At 74.6% G+C, this 23,081-nt stretch carries 25 protein-coding genes and 1 pseudogene; 10 read left to right on the top strand and 16 right to left on the bottom strand.

The genetic code is table 11. The features are described 5' to 3' along the window. Positions 1 to 267: 267 nt before the first annotated feature. The 4 genes from AB2U05_RS28120 to AB2U05_RS28105 form a co-directional block, all read right to left on the bottom strand. A complete protein-coding gene (locus AB2U05_RS28120) occupies positions 268 to 888 on the bottom strand; it encodes a hypothetical protein (RefSeq protein ID WP_052706534.1) in 621 nt (206 codons plus the stop codon). A 182-nt stretch (positions 889 to 1,070) separates the two neighbouring features. Next, positions 1,071 to 1,331, bottom strand: a complete 261-nt coding sequence (locus AB2U05_RS28115; protein WP_369184587.1) for a cupredoxin domain-containing protein — start codon at positions 1,329 to 1,331, stop codon at positions 1,071 to 1,073. 170 nt (positions 1,332 to 1,501) lie between these two features. Next, the gene (locus AB2U05_RS28110; RefSeq protein ID WP_369184586.1) at positions 1,502 to 1,957 is read right to left on the bottom strand and encodes a hypothetical protein; all 456 of its coding nucleotides are present in this window, start codon (positions 1,955 to 1,957) and stop codon (positions 1,502 to 1,504) included. A 116-nt stretch (positions 1,958 to 2,073) separates the two neighbouring features. Continuing rightward, the gene (locus AB2U05_RS28105) at positions 2,074 to 2,424 is read right to left on the bottom strand and encodes a hypothetical protein (RefSeq protein ID WP_369184585.1); all 351 of its coding nucleotides are present in this window, start codon (positions 2,422 to 2,424) and stop codon (positions 2,074 to 2,076) included. Between AB2U05_RS28105 and AB2U05_RS28100 the strand changes: the two genes are divergently transcribed. Together AB2U05_RS28100 and AB2U05_RS28095 are read left to right on the top strand one after the other, a co-directional pair. After that, positions 2,380 to 2,643, top strand: coding sequence for a transcriptional regulator (locus AB2U05_RS28100; protein WP_369184584.1), 264 nt, complete (start codon positions 2,380 to 2,382; stop codon positions 2,641 to 2,643). The genes AB2U05_RS28105 and AB2U05_RS28100 overlap by 45 nt on opposite strands. Next, positions 2,643 to 2,867: pseudogene (locus AB2U05_RS28095) on the top strand (CbiX/SirB N-terminal domain-containing protein); the annotation flags it as partial. The gene AB2U05_RS28100 and the pseudogene AB2U05_RS28095, both read left to right, overlap by 1 nt. 141 nt (positions 2,868 to 3,008) lie before the next feature. On the opposite strand, the gene AB2U05_RS28090 reads toward AB2U05_RS28095, so the two are convergent. Both AB2U05_RS28090 and AB2U05_RS28085 read right to left on the bottom strand, forming a co-directional pair. After that, on the bottom strand, positions 3,009 to 3,797 hold the full coding sequence (locus tag AB2U05_RS28090) for a nucleotidyltransferase domain-containing protein (protein WP_369186006.1): 789 nt from the start codon (positions 3,795 to 3,797) through the stop codon (positions 3,009 to 3,011). Between the two features lie 41 nt (positions 3,798 to 3,838). Further along, a complete protein-coding gene (locus tag AB2U05_RS28085; RefSeq protein ID WP_369184583.1) occupies positions 3,839 to 4,723 on the bottom strand; it encodes an alpha/beta fold hydrolase in 885 nt (294 codons plus the stop codon). Positions 4,724 to 4,780: 57 nt separating this feature from the next. Here AB2U05_RS28085 and AB2U05_RS28080 point away from each other — a divergent pair, with 57 nt between their 5' ends. Together AB2U05_RS28080 and AB2U05_RS28075 are read left to right on the top strand one after the other, a co-directional pair. After that, positions 4,781 to 5,416 carry a TetR/AcrR family transcriptional regulator gene (locus AB2U05_RS28080; protein WP_045692947.1) on the top strand — a complete coding sequence of 212 codons (636 nt, stop codon included), beginning with the start codon at positions 4,781 to 4,783 and terminating at the stop codon, positions 5,414 to 5,416. Positions 5,417 to 5,484: 68 nt separating this feature from the next. Next, positions 5,485 to 5,970, top strand: a complete 486-nt coding sequence (locus tag AB2U05_RS28075; RefSeq protein ID WP_045692946.1) for a hypothetical protein — start codon at positions 5,485 to 5,487, stop codon at positions 5,968 to 5,970. Positions 5,971 to 6,063: 93 nt separating this feature from the next. Here AB2U05_RS28075 and AB2U05_RS28070 read toward each other — a convergent pair whose 3' ends face one another. Both AB2U05_RS28070 and AB2U05_RS28065 read right to left on the bottom strand, forming a co-directional pair. Further along, the gene (locus AB2U05_RS28070) at positions 6,064 to 6,726 is read right to left on the bottom strand and encodes a response regulator transcription factor (protein ID WP_045709966.1); all 663 of its coding nucleotides are present in this window, start codon (positions 6,724 to 6,726) and stop codon (positions 6,064 to 6,066) included. Then, complete coding sequence (locus AB2U05_RS28065; protein ID WP_369184582.1) at positions 6,723 to 7,934, bottom strand: sensor histidine kinase; 1,212 nt, start codon at positions 7,932 to 7,934, stop codon at positions 6,723 to 6,725. The genes AB2U05_RS28070 and AB2U05_RS28065 overlap by 4 nt, the downstream gene beginning before the upstream one ends. A 247-nt stretch (positions 7,935 to 8,181) precedes the next feature. On the opposite strand from AB2U05_RS28065, the gene AB2U05_RS28060 reads away from it, so the two are divergent. The 4 genes from AB2U05_RS28060 (at position 8,182) to AB2U05_RS28045 (ending at position 11,576) form a co-directional block, all read left to right on the top strand. After that, a complete protein-coding gene (locus AB2U05_RS28060; protein WP_045692990.1) occupies positions 8,182 to 9,117 on the top strand; it encodes an ABC transporter ATP-binding protein in 936 nt (311 codons plus the stop codon). Beyond that, a complete protein-coding gene (locus tag AB2U05_RS28055; protein ID WP_369184581.1) occupies positions 9,114 to 9,857 on the top strand; it encodes a hypothetical protein in 744 nt (247 codons plus the stop codon). Before AB2U05_RS28060 ends, AB2U05_RS28055 begins: the two co-directional genes overlap by 4 nt. A gap of 34 nt (positions 9,858 to 9,891) precedes the next feature. Continuing rightward, positions 9,892 to 10,641, top strand: coding sequence for a hypothetical protein (locus tag AB2U05_RS28050; RefSeq protein WP_369184580.1), 750 nt, complete (start codon positions 9,892 to 9,894; stop codon positions 10,639 to 10,641). A 332-nt stretch (positions 10,642 to 10,973) separates the two neighbouring features. Continuing rightward, a complete protein-coding gene (locus AB2U05_RS28045) occupies positions 10,974 to 11,576 on the top strand; it encodes a transglycosylase family protein (protein WP_369184579.1) in 603 nt (200 codons plus the stop codon). 74 nt (positions 11,577 to 11,650) lie between these two features. On the opposite strand, the gene AB2U05_RS28040 is transcribed toward AB2U05_RS28045, so the two are convergent. From AB2U05_RS28040 to AB2U05_RS28025, 4 genes are all read right to left on the bottom strand, one after another. Continuing rightward, entirely contained in the window at positions 11,651 to 13,597 is a 1,947-nt protein-coding gene (locus tag AB2U05_RS28040) for an amino acid transporter (RefSeq protein WP_244178647.1), read from the bottom strand. A 295-nt stretch (positions 13,598 to 13,892) separates the two neighbouring features. After that, positions 13,893 to 15,533 carry a multicopper oxidase family protein gene (locus tag AB2U05_RS28035; RefSeq protein ID WP_369184578.1) on the bottom strand — a complete coding sequence of 547 codons (1,641 nt, stop codon included), beginning with the start codon at positions 15,531 to 15,533 and terminating at the stop codon, positions 13,893 to 13,895. Positions 15,534 to 15,641: 108 nt separating this feature from the next. After that, positions 15,642 to 16,061: a hypothetical protein gene (locus AB2U05_RS28030; protein ID WP_369184577.1), complete on the bottom strand. Its 420-nt coding sequence runs from the start codon at positions 16,059 to 16,061 to the stop codon at positions 15,642 to 15,644. 134 nt (positions 16,062 to 16,195) lie between these two features. Beyond that, positions 16,196 to 17,128: a LysR family transcriptional regulator gene (locus AB2U05_RS28025; protein ID WP_369184576.1), complete on the bottom strand. Its 933-nt coding sequence runs from the start codon at positions 17,126 to 17,128 to the stop codon at positions 16,196 to 16,198. Between the two features lie 126 nt (positions 17,129 to 17,254). On the opposite strand from AB2U05_RS28025, the gene AB2U05_RS28020 reads away from it, so the two are divergent. After that, positions 17,255 to 18,307, top strand: a complete 1,053-nt coding sequence (locus AB2U05_RS28020) for a YncE family protein (protein WP_045711050.1) — start codon at positions 17,255 to 17,257, stop codon at positions 18,305 to 18,307. On the opposite strand, the gene AB2U05_RS28015 is transcribed toward AB2U05_RS28020, so the two are convergent. Together AB2U05_RS28015 and AB2U05_RS28010 are read right to left on the bottom strand one after the other, a co-directional pair. Further along, the gene (locus tag AB2U05_RS28015) at positions 18,304 to 19,347 is read right to left on the bottom strand and encodes a VanZ family protein (protein ID WP_369184575.1); all 1,044 of its coding nucleotides are present in this window, start codon (positions 19,345 to 19,347) and stop codon (positions 18,304 to 18,306) included. The two genes, AB2U05_RS28020 and AB2U05_RS28015, sit on opposite strands and share 4 nt — an antisense overlap. Positions 19,348 to 19,473: 126 nt before the next feature. Then, the gene (locus tag AB2U05_RS28010; RefSeq protein WP_369184574.1) at positions 19,474 to 20,028 is read right to left on the bottom strand and encodes an RICIN domain-containing protein; all 555 of its coding nucleotides are present in this window, start codon (positions 20,026 to 20,028) and stop codon (positions 19,474 to 19,476) included. 356 nt (positions 20,029 to 20,384) lie between these two features. Here AB2U05_RS28010 and AB2U05_RS28005 point away from each other — a divergent pair, with 356 nt between their 5' ends. After that, positions 20,385 to 20,786, top strand: a complete 402-nt coding sequence (locus AB2U05_RS28005; RefSeq protein ID WP_045692933.1) for a YccF domain-containing protein — start codon at positions 20,385 to 20,387, stop codon at positions 20,784 to 20,786. A 64-nt stretch (positions 20,787 to 20,850) separates the two neighbouring features. Here AB2U05_RS28005 and AB2U05_RS28000 read toward each other — a convergent pair whose 3' ends face one another. Then, positions 20,851 to 21,165 (bottom strand): hypothetical protein, encoded by a 315-nt coding sequence (locus AB2U05_RS28000; RefSeq protein ID WP_244178645.1) that lies wholly within the window; start codon positions 21,163 to 21,165, stop codon positions 20,851 to 20,853. Positions 21,166 to 21,304: 139 nt separating this feature from the next. Continuing rightward, positions 21,305 to 22,936, bottom strand: coding sequence for an AMP-binding protein (locus AB2U05_RS27995; RefSeq protein ID WP_369184573.1), 1,632 nt, complete (start codon positions 22,934 to 22,936; stop codon positions 21,305 to 21,307). Between the last annotated feature and the right edge of the window lie 145 nt (positions 22,937 to 23,081).

The following is a 23,081-nucleotide window of genomic DNA, read 5'->3' as shown; positions in this document are numbered from 1 at the left end:
GCGCGCACAAGGTCCCGAGCACGACACCCGATCGCGCCGCCCTCCTGCGGGCACACCGCCCGGCCGCACCCCGCGCACTCCTCGGCACACCACCGCGCCCGCCCCGTCCGGCCCGGTCGCCCACGCACCGAAGCCGCCGGCGGCGGCGCACCGACTCCGGGGCCGGGCGCGGATTTTAACTGCGCCTTACCCGAGTCCACCTCGTCTTGACGCTGCGACCCGCCACTGCGCTCGGCACCCCCGGGGGGGGCACCACCCGCCGTCCGGTCAGACGCGCCGGCCCGCGTTCACCTGCGACACCAGGTACGGCACCAGCCCGCGCTCCGCCAGCGCCGCCCGCCAGGCGTCCCGCGCCCGCGTCAACTCCCCGGCCGCACCCGCCTCCTCGGCCGTCTCCGCCGACCTCGCCCGGGACGCCGCGCCCAACAGCCCCAGCCCGCCCACCAGCAGGCTCACCGCCGCCACGCCCGCGGCGATCCACCCGGCCGTCACCAGGGCCCGCCCGAGCACCTCCAGGTCCTCGGCCAGCCCGAACCCGTAGCCGAGCAGCAGGAAGACGGCGGCGGCGGCCCCCGCGACGATCGGGGCTATCACCCCGACCACACCCCACCAGCCCGACACCCGGCCGGCCGCCGGCACGTCCACCGGCAGCCGGGCCACCGCGTCCGCGTCCGCCCGCAGCTCGACGTACCGCTCGTACTCCGGCGCCGCCGCGGCCAGCACGAACTCCGCGTTCTCCCGCGCGCTGCGCCGCAGGCGTTCCACGCCGTGGCCGTCGTCCCCGGCCTCCAGCAGCGCCGTACGCACCCGGGCGCCGGCCAGCGCCCGGCCGAGCTCGGTCTCGAAATCAGCCCGGTCCTGCTGCGGCAGTCGAAGCGGCCTGTCCATCGTGCGTCCCCGTTCGCTGTTCACCTGCGAGCCCTTTGTTCTACAGCACTGTAGAACAAAGGGCCAGGCCCGAGCAGCCCCGTTCGATCCCGCACCGGGCGCAGCGGCCCACACCCCGGCGCGCACCACCCGGCCGGACGCCGGGCCCCCACCGGCCGCCGACCGGCCCCGTGCCCCTCCCGTCAGGCGACCGTCAGCGTCCCCCGCATGAAGTGGTGGAAGGTGCACCGGTACGGGTAGTCGCCCGGCCGGGCCGGGGCGGTGAGGACCGCCGAGGCGCCGGGCGCGATCGGGCCGGTGTCGAAGCTGCTGTCCTGCGCGGTGAGGGTGTGGCTGACGGTGTCCGCGTTGACCACCGTCAGCCGGGTGCCCGCCGGGACGGTGAAGTCGGCGGGCTGGAACAGGAAGTCGCGGATCGTCACCGTCCCCGGCGCGGCACTCACCGAAACCGAAGCCGTCGCCGTAGCCGAAGCCGTCGCCGTAGCCCCCGGCGACGGCGACGGCGCGGCACCCGTCCCGGACTTCTCCGGCGCCGGGCCGACCAGGGCACTGACGCACCCGCCCAGCGCCGCCCCGAGGAGCAGCGCGGCCGCCGCCCGGCCGGGCCCCCGCATCAGCCGACGACGAGCTTGACCCGCCGGGCGTCCGCGGACGCGGGCGGGGTGGCGCCGATGTTGGTCACCGTGCTGCTGAGGACGGCATCGGCGTCCGGGATCCAGTTGAAGGTCTTGGACTGGACGACGATCGTCCGTTGCTGCCAGGTCCCGTCGCAGAGCACGTCGGTCTCGGCCGCCCGGCTGGTGCCGAAGCCGATCGAGGAGGCGTCCTGAGGGTCCTTCTGCTCGACGGAGACGCTGAGCGAGCGCGCCTCGTCGGCGATCGTGCACACGTAGCTGACGTCGACCCTGACCTTCCCGGGCTGCTTCGGGTCGATCCGGGCGTCGCCCAGGGTGACCGTGGTGGCCACGGGGGCGGGGTCCTTGCCGGCGTCGTCGCAGGCCGCCCGGACGGGTGCGGCGAGGCCGGTGAGGGCCGATGTGAGCGCCGTGACGATGATCCACCGCTGCACTGCAACCTCCGGAGCTCCGCGGAACGTGTTGCGGCCGACGCTAACCGGACGGCCCGGCCCCCGCGCGCCGGGCCGTCCGATCGTCGTACGAGCCCACCGGCCCTTCCGGCCCCCGGTCACCGCCGCCGCAGCCACACCGCCCAGGTCAGCACCGAGCACAGCAGGTACGCCGCCAGGAACCCGAGGTAGGCGGCGTCCCCGTTCCCGCTGGCCTGGAAGGTCTGCCGGAAGGCGAGGTTCACCAGCACCCCGCCGAACGCCCCGACCGCCCCGGCCAGCCCGATCAGTGCGGCGGACCGGCGCCGGGCGGCGGCCTCGGCGCCCGCCCGGTCGACACCCGCCGCGACCGCGCGCCGGGCACCACGGCCGTCCCGGCCCCCATCGCCGCGGCGCGGCGCGAAGTGCCGCTGTCCGGGCTGGTGTTGACCCTGCAGGGGAACGCCGCCCTGGTCGACGGCCAGAGCCACTGGCTCGGCCCGCGCGGCGCCGCCGTCCTGCGGGCACTCGCGGAACGGCCCGGCCGGGTGCTCAGCCGCGCCGAACTCCTGCGCGCCGCCTGGCCGGACGCGACGGCCGACGAGCACGCCGTCGAGGCGGCGGTCGGACGGCTCCGGGCCTCCCTCGGGCCGCACGCGGCGCTGATCCGGACGGTGCCCAAGCGCGGCTACCGGCTGGCGGCGCCCTGATGGCGCCGGTGCTGCTCGCCGTCGCGCACGGCAGCCGCGATCCCGCCGCCACCCACGCCGACACCGACCGGATGACTCAGCTGCTCGCCGCCCGGCTCGACCGGCCCGTCACCCCGGCCCACCCCTCCGCCGCGAGCCCGACCCCGCACCAGGCCGTCACCGACCTGCACTCGGCCGGCCGCCCGGAGGTCGCCCTCGCCACCTACCTGCTCTCCCCCGGCCACTTCGCCCGCCGCGCCACCGCAGCCCCGGCGAGCTGGACCGGCGCCCCGCTCGGCCCCACCCGGCCGTCGCCCGGCTCGTCCTGCACCGCTACGACCAGGCCCTCGCCGCCTCGGCCCGGCCGGCCCGGTCCGCCTGACCGGTCAGGACCGGCCGCGCAGGGCCGTGACGGTCTCCTCGACCAGCGCCCGCGCGCCGGCCACCGTCGCCGTCAGGCGCTCGGCGCTCTCCCCGGGCGCCCCCAGCAGGCCGCGCACGCGGCGTCCGAAGCCGGCCGGCGCGCCCGGCAGGGCCTCGGCGACGGCCAGCGCGCCCTTCTCGTTGAGGCACCACCGCCGGTCGTCCGCGTACAGCGCCTGCACCAGCACGCCGACCGCCCTGGACAGGCAGAGCGAGACGTGCAGCGGATCCGCCCCCGCCGCCCCCTTGGCCGCGGCGCCGACCAGGAACTCCGCCTCCCAGGCGCCCGCCGTCAACGCCTCCCGCAGCGGCTCGGGGTAGCTCGCGGCCTGCCGCCGCAGGTCCGCCAGGGCACCCGTCCGGTCGGCCAGCACCTGGCCGAGCGCCACCTCACCCGCGTAGCAGGGCGACCAGAACCCGAGCGGATGCCCCGCCTGCACGCCCACCTCGTAGCGGCCCGCCCGGCAGTCCGCCCACACCCGCTCGACCCGGTCCAGGTCCCGCAGGATCCAGTCCACCGCCACGCCGTCCACCCGCAGCCACGCACCGCCGTTCACCCACGGCCCCCAGCCGCCCGGGCCGGCCACCTCCACACCGGGGCCGGCCAGCGCGCGCAACGCGCCGAGGTCGAGCCCGTCGCGGTAGTAGACGCCGAGGTCCCAGTCCGAATCCGGCCGGTGCTCGCCGCGCGCCCGGCTCCCGCCGAGCATCACCCCGACGACGCCCGGCACCTCGGCCAGGCGGTCGGCCATGTCCTCGATGATCGTCCGCACGGGCCCAGTCTGGCAGTTCTTCAGCGGCGGGAGCCGACGAATTCCAGCAGCCGCTCGTTCACCAGCTCCGGCCGCTCCAGGTTCAGCCCGTGCCCGGCCCGCTCCACGACCTCCGCCCGTACGCCCGGCACCAGCGCCGTCACCCGCCCCACCACCTGACGCGGGCGCAGCAACGCACTGCGCCTGCCCACTAGCACCAGCACCGGCAGCGCGATCGAGGCCAACTCCTCGTCCGTGAACGGCCGGGCGGGCGGGCGCGACCCCGGCTGGTAGCTGCGCATCGCGAGCATCAGCGGCGCGATCATCTCCCGGGGCGCGCTGAGCGCCGGGTTCGCCAGCAGCCGCCCGACCGCCGGGCGCAGCCGTCGCGGGGCGAGCATCCCGAACAGGCCGCCGACCATGTGCAGGTAGAACCGCGCCGGCACCTTCTCGATCCCCCCGGGGTCCAGCGCCACCACCGAGGCCAGCCGCTCCGGGCCCCGGATCGCCTGGTTGAGGGCGAGCCACCCGCCGTACGACATCCCCACCAGGTGCACCCGCTCCAGCCCGAGCCCCGCCAGCACCTCGCCCAGCCACTCCGCGTTCTCCGCCGACCCCGCCGCGACGGCGCGCTGCACGCTGCGGCCGGGGTCGTCGAGGGTGTCGATCGCGTAGACGGGGTGCCGCTCGCCGAGGGCCGCGACCTGCGGGTACCAGTTGGACGGGTGCCCGGCGTGGCCGTGCAGCAGCACGATCGGCTCGCCGGTCGCCGCGCCGTAGTGGTGCACGTGCACCGTGCCGTACCCGGTCTCGACGTCGAGCTCCCGGCGCGGGCCCGGCCACAGCTCCATCGCCCGGTCGTACGCCTCCAGGAACCTCGCCCGAGCCGCCTCGCTGACGAACCGTCCGACGCTGGTCCTCGTCATGACCCCTCCCTCGCTTGGTGGTATGGTTGTACCACAAAAACATCCGGAAGGAACCCGATGCCCAAGCTGGTGGATCACGAAGAGCGACGGGCCCACATCATCGACGCCCTGCTCCGCGCGGCGGCGAACACCGGCCTGCACTCCGTCACCATGCGCTCGGTGGCCGTCGAGGCGGGCATCTCCGTGCGGCTCGTGCAGTACTACTTCGACACCAAGGAACAGCTGCTCCTCGCGGCCATGACCCGCCTGACCACCCGCATGGGCGAACGCATCCAGCACCGCCTGCGCGGCACCGGCGCCACCCCCGACCCGCGCGCCGTCATCGAGGCCGTCCTGCTCGAAGCCGTCCCCACCGACGAGGAGAGCCGCGTCTTCCACCTCGTCCACACGGAGTACGCCGTACTCTCCGTCACCGACCCCGCGCTGGGCGGCCGGCCCTTCCTCGCCGCCCCCGACGCGATGGAAGCCTTCCTCGTCACCCACCTCACCGCCGCCCGCGACGCCGGCACGGCCGATCCCGACCTCGACCCCCGCCACGAGGCCGTCGTCCTCCTGGCCGCCTCCGCCGGCCTCGGCCTCAGCGTCCTCCTCGGCCAGCGCACCCCCGAGGACGCCACCGCCGTCCTCCGGTACCACCTCGGCCGCGTCCTCCCCACCCGGCCCGCCACCACCCAGGACGGGCCGCCGGCCTGAACCGCCGCAGCACACATGGCCGGAATGCGCCTTCGTCCGGATCGCGAGGCGCTCCTACGCTCGCCGACATGGCCACAACCTCCCCTCGCACGCCGATCACGAGGCGCATCGCCAAGTGCCTCGCCGCGGCCGCCCTCGCCGGCACGTCCCTCATCGCGACCACGCCGGCCGCCCACGCCCAGAACATCAGCGGCGGTGGCTGCCGGGTCGACCAGTCCGGGAACCTCTCCTACGCCTACGTCGGCTTCGGCATCTCGCTGGCCGACTGCGCCTTCAACGGCGGCCCGAACGCCGGTGCCATGACCATGCGTGTGTACGTGTCGGGGAACGCCTCGACCGACCTGCGCCTGTACGCCGCCGTCGCCACGGTCTCGGGCGGCTCGGTGACCGACCGGTACACCAACGGCGGATTCCTCATCCCGCAGGGGCCGATCGGCGCCTACATCGACATGTCCGGCTACTGCGGCTACGGCACGACGATGGTCGTGGACGCGTACGTGACCGAGAGCGGCAACCGGTACGGATCGGTGCAGTCGCCGAGGTTCACCTGCTGACCCGCGGTTGACGCGCGAGGGCCCGGCAGGAGCCGTTCGGGCTCCCGCCGGGCCCTCGTCGTGCCCGCCGCCCGGCGGCGGGGAGCCGCCGCGCTACTCGGACGGTTCGACGAAGCCGGACTCGTAGGCGGCGATGACCGCCTGGGTGCGGTCGCGCGCGCCGAGCTTCGCCAGCACGCTGCTCACGTGGGTCTTCACCGTCTGCACCCCGAGGAACAGCCGCTCGGCGATCTCACCGTTGGTCAGGCCGCCGGCCACCAGGCGCAGCACCTCGGCCTCGCGCTCGGTCAGGGCGGCGCGGGCCATGGCGTCGCGGGCGGTCGGGTTGCCCCGGCCGGCGGCGAGGCGGCGCAGTGCCGCCGGGAAGAGCAGCGACTCGCCGGCCGCGAGCAGCCGTACCGCGTGGGCGACTTCGGCCGCGCGGGCGCGCTTCAGCAGGAAGCCGTCGGCGCCCGCCCGCAGCGCCTGGTAGACGTAGTCGTCGTTCTCGAAGGTGGTGACGACCAGGATCTTGGGCGGCTGCCCGTCCGGCACCCCGGCCCGGACGAGTTCGCGGGTCGCCGCCAGGCCGTCCAGCACCGGCATCCGGACGTCCATCAGCACCACGTGCGGGCGCAGCGCACGGGCCAGCGCCACCGCCTCGGCGCCGTCCGCCGCCTCGCCGACGACCCGCAGGTCGCCCTGCGCCTCCAGGACGGCGCGCAGTCCGGCGCGGACCAGGTCCTCGTCGTCGGCGAGCAGAATGTCGATCATCACGCGCCCAAGCGTAGGGGCACCCGGACGGCCAGCACCCAGCTGCCCGCCTCCGGGCCCGCCGTCGCCTCCCCGCCGAGCAGCGCGGCGCGCTCACGGATGCCGCGAAGTCCCTTGCCGCCCTTGCGCGGTGCCGCACCGCCCGCGGGTGCGCCGGCGGCCGGCACCGGGTTGGCGCAGCGCAGCTCCAACTGCCCGTCCCGGACGGCGATCCGGACGCTGATCGGCTCGCCGGGGGCGTACTTGAGCGCGTTGGTGACGCCCTCCTGGACGATCCGGTAGGACTCGCGCGAGAGCACCCCGGGCAGCCGGCCGGGCGGCACCTCGACCGACGCGTCGACCGGGCTGCCGCCCGCCCGCACGGTGTCGAGGAGGGCGGGCAGGTGCTCGATGCCGGGGCGCTCGGCAGCCGTGCCGTCGGCGGTCTCGTCGAGCAGGACGAGGGTCCGTTCGAGGTCGTCCATGGCCTGCCGGCCGGTCTCCTCGATGACTTCGAGCGCCTTGGCGGCGAACGCCCAGTCGCCGACCTCGCGCGCCGCACCCGCCTGGATGACGGTCACCGTCAGCGCGTGGCCGATGGAGTCGTGCAACTCGCGGGCCAACCGGTTGCGTTCCAGCAGGCGTTCGGCGCGCAGTTCGGCCTCGGCCAGCCGCTCGGCCGGGGACGGCCCCAGCAGCCGTACGGCCATGGCGAGTTGGAGGCGTCCGGCGCAGACGGTCAGCCAGCCGTAGCCGAAGAGCAGCAGGGGAACGAGCGGCAGGCACCACCACGGCGCGTCCCCCTGGCCGGGCCGGGCACCGGCCGGGCCGAGGCCGGGCCCGGCCAGGAGCCGCTGGCAGGCCGTGAGCGTGAGCACCAGGGCGAAGCCGACCGCCGACCCGAGCGCGACCCGGCCGACCAGCCAGCCGGCCGTGCGCCACCGGTCCGCCCGGGTGCGGGCGGGTTCGACCGCGATGTCCTCCTCCCGGTCGGGCACCAGCAGCAGCCGCGCCTGGACACCCTCGGCGCGCCGGACCGCGGGCAGCAGCGCGATCAGCCCGAGCAGCGCGGCATCCACCGCGGCGCTCACCGTCACGATCCGGGTGAGGCTCCCGTGGTTCGTCCCGGGGTAGATCATCAGCACGACGCCCGCGAAGATCCACCCGATCAGCAGGTGCAGCCAGCGGGCGTACGTGGCACCGGCCAGCAGCGGCGCGAGGGTCCTGGGCACGCGGCCTCTACGTATGCGACCTCCGCGTGTTCGACCTCTGGGCATTCGACCTCTGGGCGTTCGACCTCTGGGCATTCGGCCATCCTGCCAGGTCAGCGGCGCTCCGGTCGTCCCGCTGCGGCCTCCGGCCGTCTCCCTCCGGAGAGGGAGGCCGATCCCGTCCCCGGCGGGATCCGCCGGGCCCGCCCGGTCCGGTCGAATGGGGTCGTCAGCGCGGGACGACACCCCGATGGAGGGCGGCACGACCATGATCGAGATCCAGGGCCTCACCAAGGAGTACGACGGCGTACGCGTGGTCGACGACCTCTCCTTCGAGGTCCGGCCGGGGGTGGTGACCGGCTTCCTCGGCCCGAACGGCGCGGGCAAGAGCACCACCCTGCGGATGGTGCTCGGGCTGGACCGGCCCACCGCCGGACGCGCCCTGATCGACGGCCGCCCGTACCGCGAACTGACCGAGCCGCTGCGGCGGGTCGGCGCGCTGCTGGACGCCCACGCCTTGCACGGCGGCCGGACGGCGCGCGGCCACCTGCGCTGGCTCGCCGCGAGCAACGGCCTGCCGGACCGCCGGGTGGACGAGGTGCTCGCCCAGGTCGGCCTGGCCGACGCGGCCGGCCGCCGGATCCGCGGCTTCTCGCTCGGCATGCGCCAGCGCCTCGGCGTCGCCGCCGCGCTGCTCGGCGACCCGCCGGCCCTGCTGCTCGACGAGCCGGTGAACGGCCTCGACCCGGAGGGCATCCGCTGGATCCGCACGCTGCTGCGCGACCTCGCCGCCGAGGGCCGGGCGGTGCTGCTGTCCTCCCACCTGATGGCCGAAATGTCCCTCACCGCGGACCACTTGGTGGTGATCGGCCGGGGCCGGCTGCTGGCGGACGCCGCGACCACCGACTTCATCGACCGCCACGGCCGCCCCCGGATCCGGGTCCGCGCGGTCGATCCGACGAAGCTGGCCGCCCTGCTCGGCGGCGGCGCCCTGCCGGAGCCGGGCGCCGACGCGGTCACCGCCGAACCGGCGGAGGACGGCGCCTGGGAGGTGACCGGCGCCGCGCCGGAGCGGATCGCCGCGCTCGCCGCCGCGCACGGCGTGGTGCTGTACGAGATCGCCGTCCACCAGGACTCCCTGGAGGAGGCGTTCATGCGGATGACCGCCGACAGCGTCGACTACCGGGCGGAGGTGCGGCCATGAGCACGCCTCACCGCGCCGCCCCCGCCCTGCGCGCCGAACGGATCAAGCTGGCGACCCTCCGCTCGCTCTGGCTCCCGCCGGTGCTCGCCCTCCTGCTGACCGCGGGCGTCACCACTGCGATCGGCGCCGCCCTCGGCGGCACCGATCGCCACCTCACCGACGACCCCGGCGTCGGCGTCTTCTACGGCCTCAACTTCGGCCAGGCCGCACTCGCCTGCTTCGGGATCCTGCTGATCGGCCAGGAGTTCAACACCCGGATGATCGACGTCTCGCGCCTGGCCGTCCCCCGGCCCGGGTGGCTGTACGGAGCCAAGCTGGCCCTCGGCGCACTGGTCGCCCTCGGCGTCGGCGCGGCCGGGACGGCGGGCGCCTTCGCCGGGTACGCGGCCACCGTCCCGGGCGCCTGGAACGGCCCCGCCCTCGCCCGCAGCGCCACCGCCGGCGTGCTCTACCCCGTCCTCCTCGTGGTGTTCTGCCTCGGCGTGACGACGGTGCTCGGCAACCTCACCGCCGCCATGGGCCTGCTGGTGCCGACCGTCTTCCTGCTCTCGCCCCTGCTCGCCGGCCTGCCCGGGGTGCGGCGGGTGGCGCAGTTCCTGCCCGACCGGGCCGGCCAGTACGCGCTGCGCTACACCGACGACCCGCAACTCGCGTACGGGCACTGGACCGGCCTGCTCCTCATGGCCCTCTGGACGGGCGCGGCCGCCTACGGCGGCCTGCGCGCGATCCGCCACCGCTGACGAATCCCGCGAACCTCCCGGAGCCGAGACGCCGATGACCACCACCGCACACGCCCTGCGCGCCGAACGGATCAAGTTCGCCACTCTGCCGTCGCAGTGGACGGCCCCCCTGGTCGCCCTGGTGCTGAACACCGGCATCACCGCCGCAGTCGGCCTCGCCTACGCGTCCGACACGACACCCGGCGAGGACCCGGCCAACACCGTCTACTACGGCCTCAACTTCGGCCACGTGGCCGTCGCCTGCCTCGGGATCCTGCTGATCGGGCAGGAGTTCAACACCCGGATGATCGACGTCTCGCTCACCGCCGTCCCCCGCCGCCGGCACCTCTACCTCGCCAAGCTGACCCTCGGCGCCGCACTCGGCCTGCTGCTCGGGCTCGCCTCGACCACCCTCTCCTTCCTCGCCGTCGCCACCACGACCGGCCTGGACCTCACCACCCCGGGCCTGGCCCGGAGCTTCCTGGCCGGCGTCCTCTACCACCCGCTGCTGGTCGTCCTGTGCCTCGGCCTGACCTCCGCACTCGGCAACTTCACCGCCGCCCTCGGCCTCCTCACCCCCACCCTCTTCCTGGGCACCACCTGGCTGACCGCCATCCCCGGCATCCGCGAGGCCGCCCAGTTCCTCCCCGACCGCGCCGGCCAGTACGCCCTGCGCACCCAGGCCGAGCCCGGCATCCACTACAGCCACTGCACCGGCCTGCTGATCATGCTCCTCTGGACAACCACAGCCGCCTACGCCGGCCTGCGGGCACTGCGCCGCCGCGAAACCTCCGCACACCGGTAGCCTCCCCGGCTCCGGCACGGGCCCCTGCCGGCACACCACCGGCCGGGGCCGAGTGACATCTACGTCAGGGCCACCGGGTGACAGGGCCCGCCGCGCGGGGCGCGGCGGGCCCTCGGGGAGCGCGGGAGTCAGTGGGCGGCCGCGCCGGCTCCGGCGCTTCGCCCGGGCTGGCGGTACGGCCGGATGGCGGCGGGCTGCCGGGGTGGTCCCGGTCGGCCGCTCGGGTGACCTCTCGGACGTGTCGGCGACCGCACGCCCCGTCCGGCGTGCGTCGGTGGGAGGGCGCCGTCTCCGAACGGCGCACGCCCTGTCCCCGGACCTGAGAGCCGCCGATGCCTCCCACCGCTCACCTCCGCCGCCTGCTCCCCGCCGCGCTCTGCGCCCTCGCCGTGGCCCTCGCGGCCCCCGCGGCCCACGCCGCTCCCCCGGGCGGTGACGGCGGCCGCACGAGCGGCGGACCAGCCGGCGGCCCGTACGACTGGGAGGGCGTGGCGGCCTGCGAGAGCAGCGGCGACTGGCACATCAACACCGGCAACGGCTACTTCGGCGGCCTCCAGTTCGACGACCCGACCTGGCGCGAGACCGGCGGCCTGGCCTTCGCCCCGCGCGCCGACCTGGCCAGCCGCGAGGAGCAGATCGCCGTCGCCCAGCGGCTGGCCGGGCAGCGGGGCCTCTCCCCGTGGCCGGTCTGCGGCGCCCGCGCCACCCGGGACCACGGGCGCGAAGCCGTCCTGCCCCCGCCGCCGGCCCCCGTCCCCGCCCCCTCCCCCTCGGACGGCCGGTGGACCGTCCGCGAGGACGACTCCCTGGACCGGCTGGCCACCGTCCTGCGCGTCCCCGGCGGCTGGCCCGCCCTCTACGACCTCAACCGCTCCGTCGTCGGCGAGGACCCGGACCTCATCCGCCCCGGCCTGGTCCTGCGCCTGCCCTCCTGAGCGAGCCCCGGGGAACGCGAACGGCCCGCCCGGTCACCAGGACCGGGCGGGCCGTGTCACACCTCCCGAAGGCGTCAGCCGACGTGCACGCGCGGCCGCCGGGTGCGGTCCGGCTCGGCCTCGCGCAGCACCTCGCGGGTGACCGGCGCGACCTCGCCCTGGCCGAACAGGAAGAACCGCAGGAACTGGGCGAACGGGTTGCCCTCGGTCCACTCGAAGTAGAGGTGCGGCCGCTGCCCGGTGCGGTCCCGGACGGTGAGCGCCAGGGCGGCGATCGCGTTCGGGATGCTGGAGCTCTCCAGGGTGAGCACCCGGTAGCGCCCGTGCAGGACCTCGCCGCGCACGGTCAGCTCGGACTCGAAGTCGGAGGCGTCCCGAACGGTGACCTCGACGAAGACCAGGTCGTCCTCACCGGGGATGTCGTTGTCGGCGCGGATCTGCCGGATCTTGTCGCGGTACTCGGCGTTGTCGCGCTTGGTCGGCTCGTTGGCGATCAGGCGCAGCGGGCGGTGCGCGTAGTCCCTGATGAAACGTTCCGCCACATCGTCGAGCTCGACGTTCGTCACGCGCAGCTCGAAGGCGCGCCGCAGTCGCGAGAGCAGCGAGATCAGGATGATGCCGGCGATGAAGCAGGCACCGATCTTCATGCCGTCCGGGCGCTCCATGGTGTTCAGCACCGTGGTGTACAGGAAGACCGCCGCGATGATCCCGAAGCCGATGGTCCAGCCGCGCTGGCGCTTCTTGTAGGCCGCGATGGTGACGGCGATGGCCGCCGAGCTGATCAGGACCAGCACACCGGTCGCGTACGCGCCGCCCTGGGCGTCGACGTTCGCGTCGAACAGCCAGGTGATCAGGAAGCCGATCAGCGTCAGCACGATCACCATCGGCCGGACGGCCCGCGCCCAGTGCGGGGCCATGCCGTAGCGCGGCAGGTAGCGGGGCAGCAGGTTGAGCATGCCCGCCATGGCGGAGGCGCCGGCGAACCAGAGGATCGCGATGGTCGACAGGTCGTAGACGCTGCCGAAGGCACCGCCCAGGTACTCGTGCGCCAGGAAGGCGAGCGCGCGGCCGTTGGCCTCGCCGCCGGCCTCGAACTCCTTGGCCGGGATCAGCAGGGTGCAGATGAAGCTGGTGGCGATCAGGAAGGTGCTCATGATCACGGCGGCGGTGGTGAGCAGCTTGCGGGTGCCCCGGATCCGGCCGACCGGGTTGGCCTCGGTGTCGCCCGCGTCGCCCTTGATGTGCGGCATCACGGCGACGCCGGTCTCGAAGCCGGACATGCCGAGCGCGAGCTTCGGGAAGATCGTGAGCGAGAGGCCGATCATGACGAACACGTTGCCGTGCTCGGCGGTCAGCGCGCCGGACCAGTCGGTGACGACGTGCGGCGCCTGGATGATCTTCCAGATGCCGACCGCGACGACGACCACGTTGAGCGCCAGGTAGATCCCGACGAGCCCCACGGCCAGGCCGATCGCCTCGCTGAAGCCCTTGAGGAACACCGCGCCCAGCAGGGCGACCAGGACCAGCGTGATGATCATCTGCTTGCCGCCGAGCACGCCGGTCAGGTGCGGGTTCTCCACCAGGTGCGCGCTGGCGTCGGCCGCCGAGAGCGTGATCGTGATGATGAAGTCCGTCGCCGCGAAGCCGAGCAGCGCGAGGACGAACAGCTTGCCCTTCCAGAACGACAGCAGCCGCTCCAGCATCGCGATCGAGCCCTCACCGCGCGGGCTCTCCTTGGCGACCCGCCGGTAGACCGGCAGCGCGCCCAGCAGGGTGACGAGCACGAGCACGATCGTCGCGATCGGCGACAGCAGGCCGGCCGCCAGGGCGGCGATGCCGGGCTGGTAACCGAGCGTCGAGAAGTAGTCCAGGCCGGTCAGGCACATCACGCGCCACCACGGCTGGCCCGCGTGCGCTGCGTGATCGACGGCGGCGGCGGAGTCCCCCGGCTCCGCACCGCCGTCCCGCGCCTTCGCGGCCTCGGCCTCGGCCTTCCTGGCGGCGGCCTTCTCGGGGGACATGTCCTCGAGCAGCCAGCTGCGCAGCCGTATTCGCGCGGACGACGGCTCCTCCGTCGTCACCTCCGTCGAACCCGACGAAACCACCTTGCACCTCTTGTTTAAAGACCCCGTAAAAGCGCCGTCGGGCGACGGCAGTGCGCCAGGCTATGCGACAGGTGCTAAGGACACGTCATCGGCCCGCGTTAAGAAAACGTCATGGCCGCGCAGGTCGGGCGGGTGGCCGGGTGCCGCACGGTCGGCGCCGGGGCGGGGGGCACGCGCTCCCCGCCCCGGCGTCCCGCTCCTCGGACCGCGGTTACGCCTGGTAACCGAGGACCGTCATCATGCCCGTCTCCGCGTGGTAGACGTTGTGGCAGTGCACCATCCACAACCCCGGGTTGTCGGCGTCGAAGTCGACGGCCAGGGTCGTGCCGGGCAGCACGACGGCGGTGTCCTTGCGCGGGCCGTCCCCGCCCAGCGCGAAGGTGTGCCCGTGCAGGTGGACGGGGTGCCACATGCTCGTGCTGTTGCGGAACTCCAGCCGCACCCGCTCCCCCGCCGCCACCGGGTAGCGCTGCGCCGGGTCGTACGTACGGCCGTTGAAGCCCCAGTCCGCCTTCGCCATGCCGCCGGTCAGCTCCAGCCCGATGGTGCGGTCCGGGGCCCTGGCGGGCAGCCGGACGCTCGCATCGGCCTTGAGCTGCGCGGCGGTGAGCAGCTTGCCGTCCAGCTCGGCCGGACGGGCGGAGGCGTCGGGCGCGGCGCCGCCGCCGGTGCGCAGCACGGCCAGGGCGGACGCGTTCTTGCCTTCGGCGAGCGCCGTCAGCGGGAACACGCCGTCCTTGACGGTGACCAGCACGTCGTAGCGCTCGCCCATGCCGAGCAGCAGCGCCTGGGTGGCGGCCTGCTCGACCGGGAAGCCGTCGGTGTGGGTGACCGTCAGCTCGTGGCCGCCGAGGGCGACCCGGTAGGCGGTGTCGCCGCCCGCGTTGACCAGCCGGATCCGGACGCGGTCGCCGGGCTTGGCCGTGAAGGTCTCGGGAGCGGTCGCGAGGCGGCCGTTGACCAGGTGGAACGGGTACGCGACGTCGCCGGGGTCGCCGCCCAGCAGCGGGCTGGTGGCGCCCATCAGCATCCGGGACGGGCCGCTCGGGCCGGGGGAGCTCGGACCGCTCGGGGAGCCGCCGCCCATGTCCATCCCGGGCATTCCCGGCATTCCCGGCATGTTCGACATGTCGTGGCCGGAGTGGTCCGTCCCGGCCATGCCCCTGGCGAGTTCGGCGAGCACCGCGTCCGGCGTGCTGCCGTCCACGCCGTCCACCCAGTCGTCCAGGACGACGACCCACTCCTTGTCGTACCGCAGCGGCTCCTGCGGGTCCTCGACGACCAGCGGCGCGTACAGGCCGCGGTCCTGCTGGACGCCGGAGTGCGGGTGAAGCCAGTAGGTGCCCGGGTGGGCGAGCGCGAAGCGGTAGTCGAAGGCGGCGCCGGCCTTGACGGCGGCCTGGGTCAGGCCCGGCACGCCGTCCATGTCGTTGCGCAGCGCGAGGCCGTGCCAGTGCAGGGAGGTGGGCTGCGGCAGGTGGTTGGCGAGCGAGACGGCGAGGGTCTCGCCCGCCTTGGCCCGGATCTCCTGGCCGGGCAGGCGGTCGCCGTACGCCCAGCTGCGGACGGTGCGGCCGCCGAGGTCCAGGGTGGTCTCGGTGGCGGTGAGCGCGACCTTGCGCTCGGGGCCGGGGTTGCGCCGGGCCTCGGCGGCGGCCACCTCGGGACCGTCCGGGGTGACGAAGCCGGCGGGCGGGGCCGCAGCGGGGCTGCTCGCGCCGCCGTGGTTCATGCCGGCCATGCCCGAGTGGTCCATGCCCTTCATCGAGTCGGACGAGCAGGCGGCGAGCAGGCCGGTGCCGGCGGCGGCGAGCGCCGCGCCGAGCACGGAACGACGGGTGGGTGTGCGCATGACGGAGTGCACCTCGTGGGGTGGTGTGGGTGTGGTCGGAGGGCGCGTCGGCCGTTCCGTGCGCGGGCGCGAAGGCGCGCACGCGGGCACGGCACGGCCGGCGCGCGCCTACTGACGCAGCACCGACAACCGGGTGAGGAGCAGCCGCCCGCCTCCGGGCGGCGGCAACGCGCGGACGGCCCGCAGCAGGCGGGCCCGTACCTCGGCGGCGGCGTCGCCGCTGCGGCGCAGCAGCGGGCCGGCGACCAGGAGCACCAGCGCCCAGCCGGCCAGGACGGCGAGGCAGACGGCCATCGGGTCCATGCCGTCGGCGGTGCCGGGGTCGGCGGAGCCGAACGCGGCGGACTGCTCGACGGCCGCGGCCATGCTGTCGGCCATCGCGTGGTGGCTCGCACCTGCCGCCGACTGCACCGGGCGACCGTGCCCGTCGTGACCACCATGTCCGCCATGTCCACCGGACGGGTGGCCGAGGGTGTGCATCGTCACGATGCCGAGCACCAGCGCGGCCAGCAGCAACAGCCGTGGCACCCACGGGATCGACGGGCCGAACGGCCGCGGTGACCGCCCCATCGGCTCACCTCCCGTCCCGGTCGCCCCATCCGCCCTGTACCCCCGCAGGGTATCCCGCCGAGCCGCCGGGCACCGAGCGGGGTCACCCGGGATCACCCTCCCGAGCGACCCCCGTCCGCCTCCGCCTCCGCCTCCGCCTCCGGCAGGACGGCCGCCGCCAGGTGCTCGCGGAACCACCGGTGCCCCGGGTCGGCGTCGTTGCGCGGATGCCAGGCCATGCCGAGGTCCAGCGGCTCCAGCTCCAGCGGGATCGGGAAGGTGCGCAGGCCCAGCGCGGCCACGGTCTCCGGCCGCCAGTCCGCCAGCGTGAGCGCCACCAGGTCGGTGTCCCGGGCCAGCAGCAACGCGGCGGTGTGGCCGGGCACCACCACGGCGACCCGGCGGCGCAGCCCGAGCCCGGCGAGCGCGTCGTCGATCGGCCCGTGCCGTCGCCCGAGCCGGGAGACGCCGATGTGCTCGGCGGCGGCGAACCGGCGGGCGTCGATCCGCCGCGCCGCGAACAGCGGGTGGCCGGCGCGCGCGACCCCGACCAGCGGCCACCGCAGCAGCCGCCGGGTGCGCACCTCCGGGTCGAGGTGCCCGAGCACACCCAGCTCGACGTCCACCAGCCCCTGCCGCAGCCCCGGCCCGCCCTCCAGCGCCTCCGACAGGAACACCACGTCCACGTCCGGCGCCTCCGCGCGCACCCGCTCCGCCAGCGGCCCGGCCGTCCGGGCCAGCAGCAGGTCGCTCGCCTGCACGGTGAAGGTGCGGTGCAACCGGCCCGGTTCGAAGCCCGCCCCCGGCCGCAGCAGGCCGTCGCAGTCGCGCAGCAACGCGCCCACCTCCTCCCGGAGTTCGAGGGCGCGCGGGGTCGGGACCAGCCCCTGCCCGGCCCGCACCAGCAGCGGGTCGCCGACCGCGCGGCGCAGCCGGCCGAGCATCCGGCTGGCCGCCGCCGGGGAGGTGCCGAGGCGCTCGGCGGCCCGGGTGACGCTGCTCTCCTGGAGCAGCGCGTCCAGGGCGCGCAGCAGGTTGAGGTCCATCCGGTGCCTTCCGAGCTGTGGTTTTGCGCTGGGAGCAACTATCGCGTGCCGATTCTTGCATTGCCGCGGCTCTCCCCGGTCGACGAGGGTGGAGCCGTCCACGAATCCTCCCGACCAGGAGCCACGGTGCCCAACTCCACCTCCCCGTCCGCCCGTTCCGGCCGCGAGGGCGACGTCCTCGCCGTCGTCAGCCAGAGCGGCCCGACCGTCTGCTTCTTCGACGCCGCCACCGACCGGCACCTCGACACCCTCCGGGTCACCGCCGAACCGCACGAGCTGTGCTTCGACCCGACCCGGCGGGAGCTCTGGTGCACCACCGCGTACGGCTCCGGCTACTACCACGCCAACAGCGGCCGCCGCACCGAACTGACCGTCATCGACGCCGACACCCGGCGGATCATCGAGGTGATCGACCTCGCGCCCGAACACGGGCCGCACGGGCTGGCGTTGGACACCGCCCGGAACCGCCTCTACGTCAGCGTCGAGGCCTCGGCGGACCGGCCCGGCGGCGTCGTCGTGATCGACACCGGGACCCGCCGCCCGCTCGGCCGGATCGACACCGACGCCCCCGGCCCGCACTGGTTCGCGATCTCCCCGGACGGGCGGACGGGCTACGCCACCAACAAGGAGGCGCCGTTCGTCTCCGTCGTCGACCTCGGCCGGGGCGTCCTGACCGCCAAGATCGAGGTGCCCGGCAGCGAGGGCCTGGCCGTCTCCCCGGACGGCGCCCGGGTCTACGTCGCCGGCCCCTACGCCGCGCCCGGCCCGCACCGCGCGGAGCCGGGCCTGCGCGTGATCGACGCCGCCACCGCCTCCGTCGTCGACGTGCTGCCCACCGAGGACGTCATCCTGCCGGTCCACCTCACCACCACCGGGCTGCTGCTCGCCGGCGAGGTCCGGACGGCCGCCGACCCGGACTCCCCGCTCGGCCGCCAACTCCCCGGCCGGCTCACGGTGTTCGACGCGGCCACGCACCGGCTCGCCGGGTCCGTCGAGGTCGGGCTGTTCCCGCTCACCATCACCTCCTCGCCGGACGGGCAGCTGGCCTACGTGTCCTGCGTCGTCTCGTCCACCGTCGAGGTCGTCGACCTGCCGAGCCTGCGGGTCGTCGCACGCCTCACCGTCCCCAAGCTCGCCGAGCCGGGCGCGCACGGGCTGGCGTACCTGCCCCGCGCCTAGGAGGCCTCGGCCGCCAGCACCCGGCCGGCGGCGGACACGGTGACGTCGACGCGCACCGCGGCCGCCCCGGCCGGGCCGGCCGGGTCGGCCGGTCGGCGGTAACTCAGCCTGCGGTCCGCGCCGTTCGACCCGGCGGGGGTGACGACCGGCGTCAGTCCGGCGATCCGGTCGGCGAACCAGGTCTGCGCGAACGCCGTCCCGGCGGCGACCACCTGCTCCGGGGCGAGCGCGGCCCCGGCCCGGTCGTCCTCCGCCGCGGCGGCGAGCAGCCTCCCGGAGGGTTGTTCGATCCGGAAGGTCCCCCGATCGGTGGTGACGTCCATGACCTGCGGCGGCAGCGTCGGGTCGCTCGACGTCGTCGTCGACACCCGGGCCTGCGGGCCGAACAGGCCCTCCGCCACCCGCTGCGCCGTCACGATGTCGTCGGACGGCGGCGCGGCGAGGCCCGGGTCGCCCGAGTACACCCGGACTCCGAGGTGCAGCACCAGCCCGACCGCCGCCAGCCCGACGCCGCCGACCACCGCCCCCTGCCACAGGTCGCGCAGCGACCCGGCCGGCCGGGCCCGGCGGGCCATCAGCCAGCCCACCCCGAGCAGCACGCCCAGCACCGCCCCGGCGGTGTTGTCCAGGAAGTCCGTGGCATCGCAGGCCCGCCCGGTGCGGAGCAGCGCCTGCGCGGCCTCCGTCCCGGCGGACAGCACCGCACAGCCCGCCAGGACCGTCACCGGCCGCCGGAACAGCAGCACGCCGAAGGCCGCGAGCGGCACGAACAGCGCGATGTTCAACTTCCCTTGCGTGGCGAGCAGTTCGTTCCAGGCGGACGCCCCGATCGCACAAGTCGCCCGCCCGGACACCTCGCTGGTCGTGGGCGTCAGCGTGACCGCCAACTCCCCCGCCAGGCTCAGCCCCCACAGCACGGCCACCGCCACCGGCGCGCCCCTGCGCCGCGCGAGCCACCCCGCCCCGGCCCCGAGCAGCAGCCCGAGGACGGCGAACACCGGGAACAGGGCGGGGGTGCCGTCGAGGGCTGCTTCGATCATCTGCGCTTCCAGTCGGGGAGGTTGACGACGCGACTGCCCCCCAGTGAATCAGACGCATACGACCCGTTCCAAACCTTCCCTCCGGACCCGGCACGCCGGATCCGGAGGGAGGAGGCCGGTGCCGGATCAGCCGACCAGGTTCCAGTGCTGGTTCGCCGCGGTGCCCTGCGCGTACCACTGGACCACCGGGGCGCCGTCGGCCTGGTTCCAGCCGGCGACGTCCAGGACGCGGTCGCTCTTGACGTTGACGACCGCCATCGCCCCGTCCGAGGTGACGTTGGTCTTGCCCCAGCGCTGGTTGTCACCGCCGTTGCAGGTCCACTGCTCGATCGCGGTGCCGACCGCCGCGGTGCCGAACGGCACGTCCAGGCACTTGTCGCTGTTCACGTTCCGGGCGACACCGTTCGCGAACACCCACTTCTGGTTGGCGGCACCGTTGCAGGTCCGCTGCTGGATCGGCGCGCCGTCGTCGGTGCGCGAGTCCGCGACCTCCAGGCACTTGCCGTTGAAGCCGACCTGCAGCGAGACCGCGGAGCCCGCGGTGTCGATCGGCTGGTAGGTGAACCCGGACGCCGACGCCGGCGCGGCGGCGAGCAGGCCCCCGCCCAGGACGACGGCCAGCCCGGCAGCGGCCATGCCGGCGCGACGCCTGACGACGGTGGCCACGGTGTTCTTGCCCATGACGATCCCCCCAGTGGGTTCGCATACGGCCCATCGTGGTCGGGCAGCACAGCCGGCGCCGACCAAGGGCCGAAGGATGATGGATTCGGAGTGACACGACCGGGCCTTCCCGACCGTCTCACCCTGATAGACGTGCGACCCCCACGGGGGTTGCAGGTCACTTCGAAGAAATTTCTCCCCGGTCTCCCCAGGGGCCCCGACCGCCCCACCGGCCCCACCCACCGGCCACCCACCGGCGCCCCCGTCGCCGACCCGGAGCCGCCCCTGAGGTCCGTCCCCTAGTGGCGTAGACACCCCGGCCCACGGGCATGGCTCGGTGGTAGGTCGAGACCACCAGTCGTGAGAAGGTACCCGCCATGAAGGCGATAAAGTTCATCCTCAATGTCATCTGGCTGCTCTTCTGCGGCCTCTGGATGGCGCTTGCCTACGTCCTCGCCGGCATCATCTGCTGCGTACTGGTCGTCACCATCCCGTTCGGCATCGCCTCGTTCCGGATCGCCGGGTTCATCCTGTGGCCGTTCGGCCGCACCACCGTCGAGCGGCCCGACGCCGGGGCGGCCTCCTGCATCGGGAACGTCATCTGGTTCGTCTTCGCCGGCTGGTGGCTGGCCCTCGCGCACCTGGTCACCAGCATCCCGCTGTTCCTGTCGATCATCGGCGCCCCCTTCGGCTGGGCCAACCTCAAGATGATCCCGATCTCGCTGATGCCGCTCGGCCGCGAGATCGTCCCCACCGACCGCGAGTGGGGCGCGCGCTGACGTCCACGGACACCGATGGCCGGCGAGGAGCGGAGCCCTCGTCGGCCATCGGCGTTTCCGCGGGTCAGGGGGCGCAGACGGCGTTCAGCTCGTTGATGTCCTGGCGCAGCCTGGTGGTGCCGGAGCCGTTGTAGGGGTGGGAGTCGACGAAGCGCTGGGCGTCGTCGCGGACGCCCTGCCAGTCGGTGCGGCTCGTCGGGGCTCCGACGTTGGCGAGGTCCTGGCGGGTCTGGGCGACGGTCTGGCCGCAGGTCGCCGCGGGGCGCGCGGGGGCGGCGTCGGCCGGGGCGGCCGGCGCGGCGAAGGCCAGGGCGGCCAGCAGGGCGAGGGTGGCGTCCGCGGCGAGGGCCCGGGCGCGGGTACGGGTACGGGTCGTCATGTCGGGGTTTGTGCGCGCACCGGCGGTGCCGCACACCCGCGCGGGCGGTGTCCCACCCGCGCGGGCGAGCGCGCGCCGGCCGTGCGCGCCCGGCGCGGGGTCAGCGGCCGACGTCAGCGGCCGGCGCCAGAAGCCGACGTCAGAGGCCCAGGATGCGCAGGGCCTCCTCGCGCATCTCGACCTTGCGGATCTTGCCGGTGACGGTCATCGGGAACTCGTCCACCACGTGGACGTAGCGCGGGATCTTGAAGTGGGCGAGGCGGCCGGTGCAGTAGTCGCGGACGGCTTCGGCGGTGAGCGGCTCGGCGCCGTCGCGCATGCGGATCCAGGCCATCAGCTCCTCGCCGTACTTCTGGTCGGGCACCCCGATCACCTGGACGTCGAGGACGTCGGGGTGGGTGTACAGGAACTCCTCGATCTCGCGCGGGTAGAGGTTCTCGCCGCCGCGGATCACCATGTCCTTGATGCGGCCGGTGATGGCGAGGTAGCCGTCCTCGTCCATCACGGCCAGGTCGCCGGTGTGCATCCAGCGGGCGGCGTCGATCGCCTCGGCGGTGCGCTCGGGCTCGCCCCAGTAGCCGAGCATGACGGAGTAGCCGCGGGTGCAGAGTTCGCCGGGCTCGCCGCGCGGGAGGGTGCGGCCGGTGGCGGGGTCGACGACCTTGACCTCCAGGTGCGGGCCGACCCGGCCGACGGTGGCGACCCGGCGCTCGACCGGGTCGTCGGTGCGGGTCTGGGTGGAGACCGGGGAGGTCTCGGTCATGCCGTAGCAGATGGAGACCTCGGTCATGCCCATCCGCTCGATGACCTCCTTCATCACCTCGGTCGGGCAGGGCGAGCCGGCCATGATGCCGGTGCGCAGGCTGGCGAGGTCGTAGCGGTCGAAGTCCGGGTCGGCGAGTTCGGCGATGAACATGGTCGGCACGCCGTACAGCGAGGTGCAGCGCTCGGCGGCGACGGCGGCCAGGGTGGCGCCGGGTTCGAAGGCGGGCGCGGGGATCACCATGCAGGCGCCGTGGGAGGTGGCCGCCAGGTTGCCCATCACCATGCCGAAGCAGTGGTAGAAGGGCACCGGGATGCAGATCCGGTCCTGCTCGGTGTAGTCGAGGAGTTCGCCGACGAAGTAGCCGTTGTTGAGGATGTTGTGGTGCGAGAGCGTCGCGCCCTTGGGGAAGCCGGTGGTGCCGGAGGTGTACTGGATGTTGATCGGGTCGTCCGGGGCCAACTCCCGCTCCCGTTCGGCCAGTCGCGCCGGATCGGCCGCGCGGCCGGCCGCGCCGACGGCGTCCCAGGCCGGGCTGCCGAGCAGCAGGACGCGCTCCAACTCCGGGCAGCGCGGCCGGACTTCCTCGATCATGCCGGCGTAGTCGGAGCTCTTGAACCGCTCGGCGGCGACCAGCAGCCGGATGCCCGCCTGCTTCAGCACGTACTCCAACTCGTGCGAGCGGTAGGCCGGATTGACGTTGACGAGGATCGCGCCGAGCTTGGCGGTGGCGTACTGGGTGAGCGGCCACTCGGCGCAGTTGGGCGCCCAGATGCCGACCCGGTCGCCCTTGGCGATCCCGAGCTCCAGCAGGCCGAGGGCCAGCGCCTCGACGTCGGCGGCGAGTTCGGCGTACGTCCAGCGACGGGCGGTGGCGCGGTCGACCAGGGCGTCGCGGTCCGGGAAGGCGCGCACCGCGCGGTCCAGGTTCTCCCCGATGGTGTCCCCGAGCAGCGGGACGTCCGAGACTCCGGAGGAGTAGCTGCGCGGGGTCGGCGTGGTCGGCACGTTCTCGGACTCCTCGATGCGGCGGTGCGGCGGTGCGGGACGGGGACCATGGTCGCCGGTTCCGGGCCCGCACCGCCACCCCCGAACGGGGGTGCGAACACGGCACCGGGGCCGCCCGCCTGGTTCGACGGACGGCCCCGGCGCT

The organism is Streptomyces sp. Y1 (assembly GCF_041053115.1).
In the GTDB taxonomy this organism is placed as follows: domain Bacteria; phylum Actinomycetota; class Actinomycetes; order Streptomycetales; family Streptomycetaceae; genus Kitasatospora; species Kitasatospora rubellomurina.
Note: the sequence above shows the minus strand (reverse complement) of the source record. Positions and strands in the feature narration are given on the sequence as shown.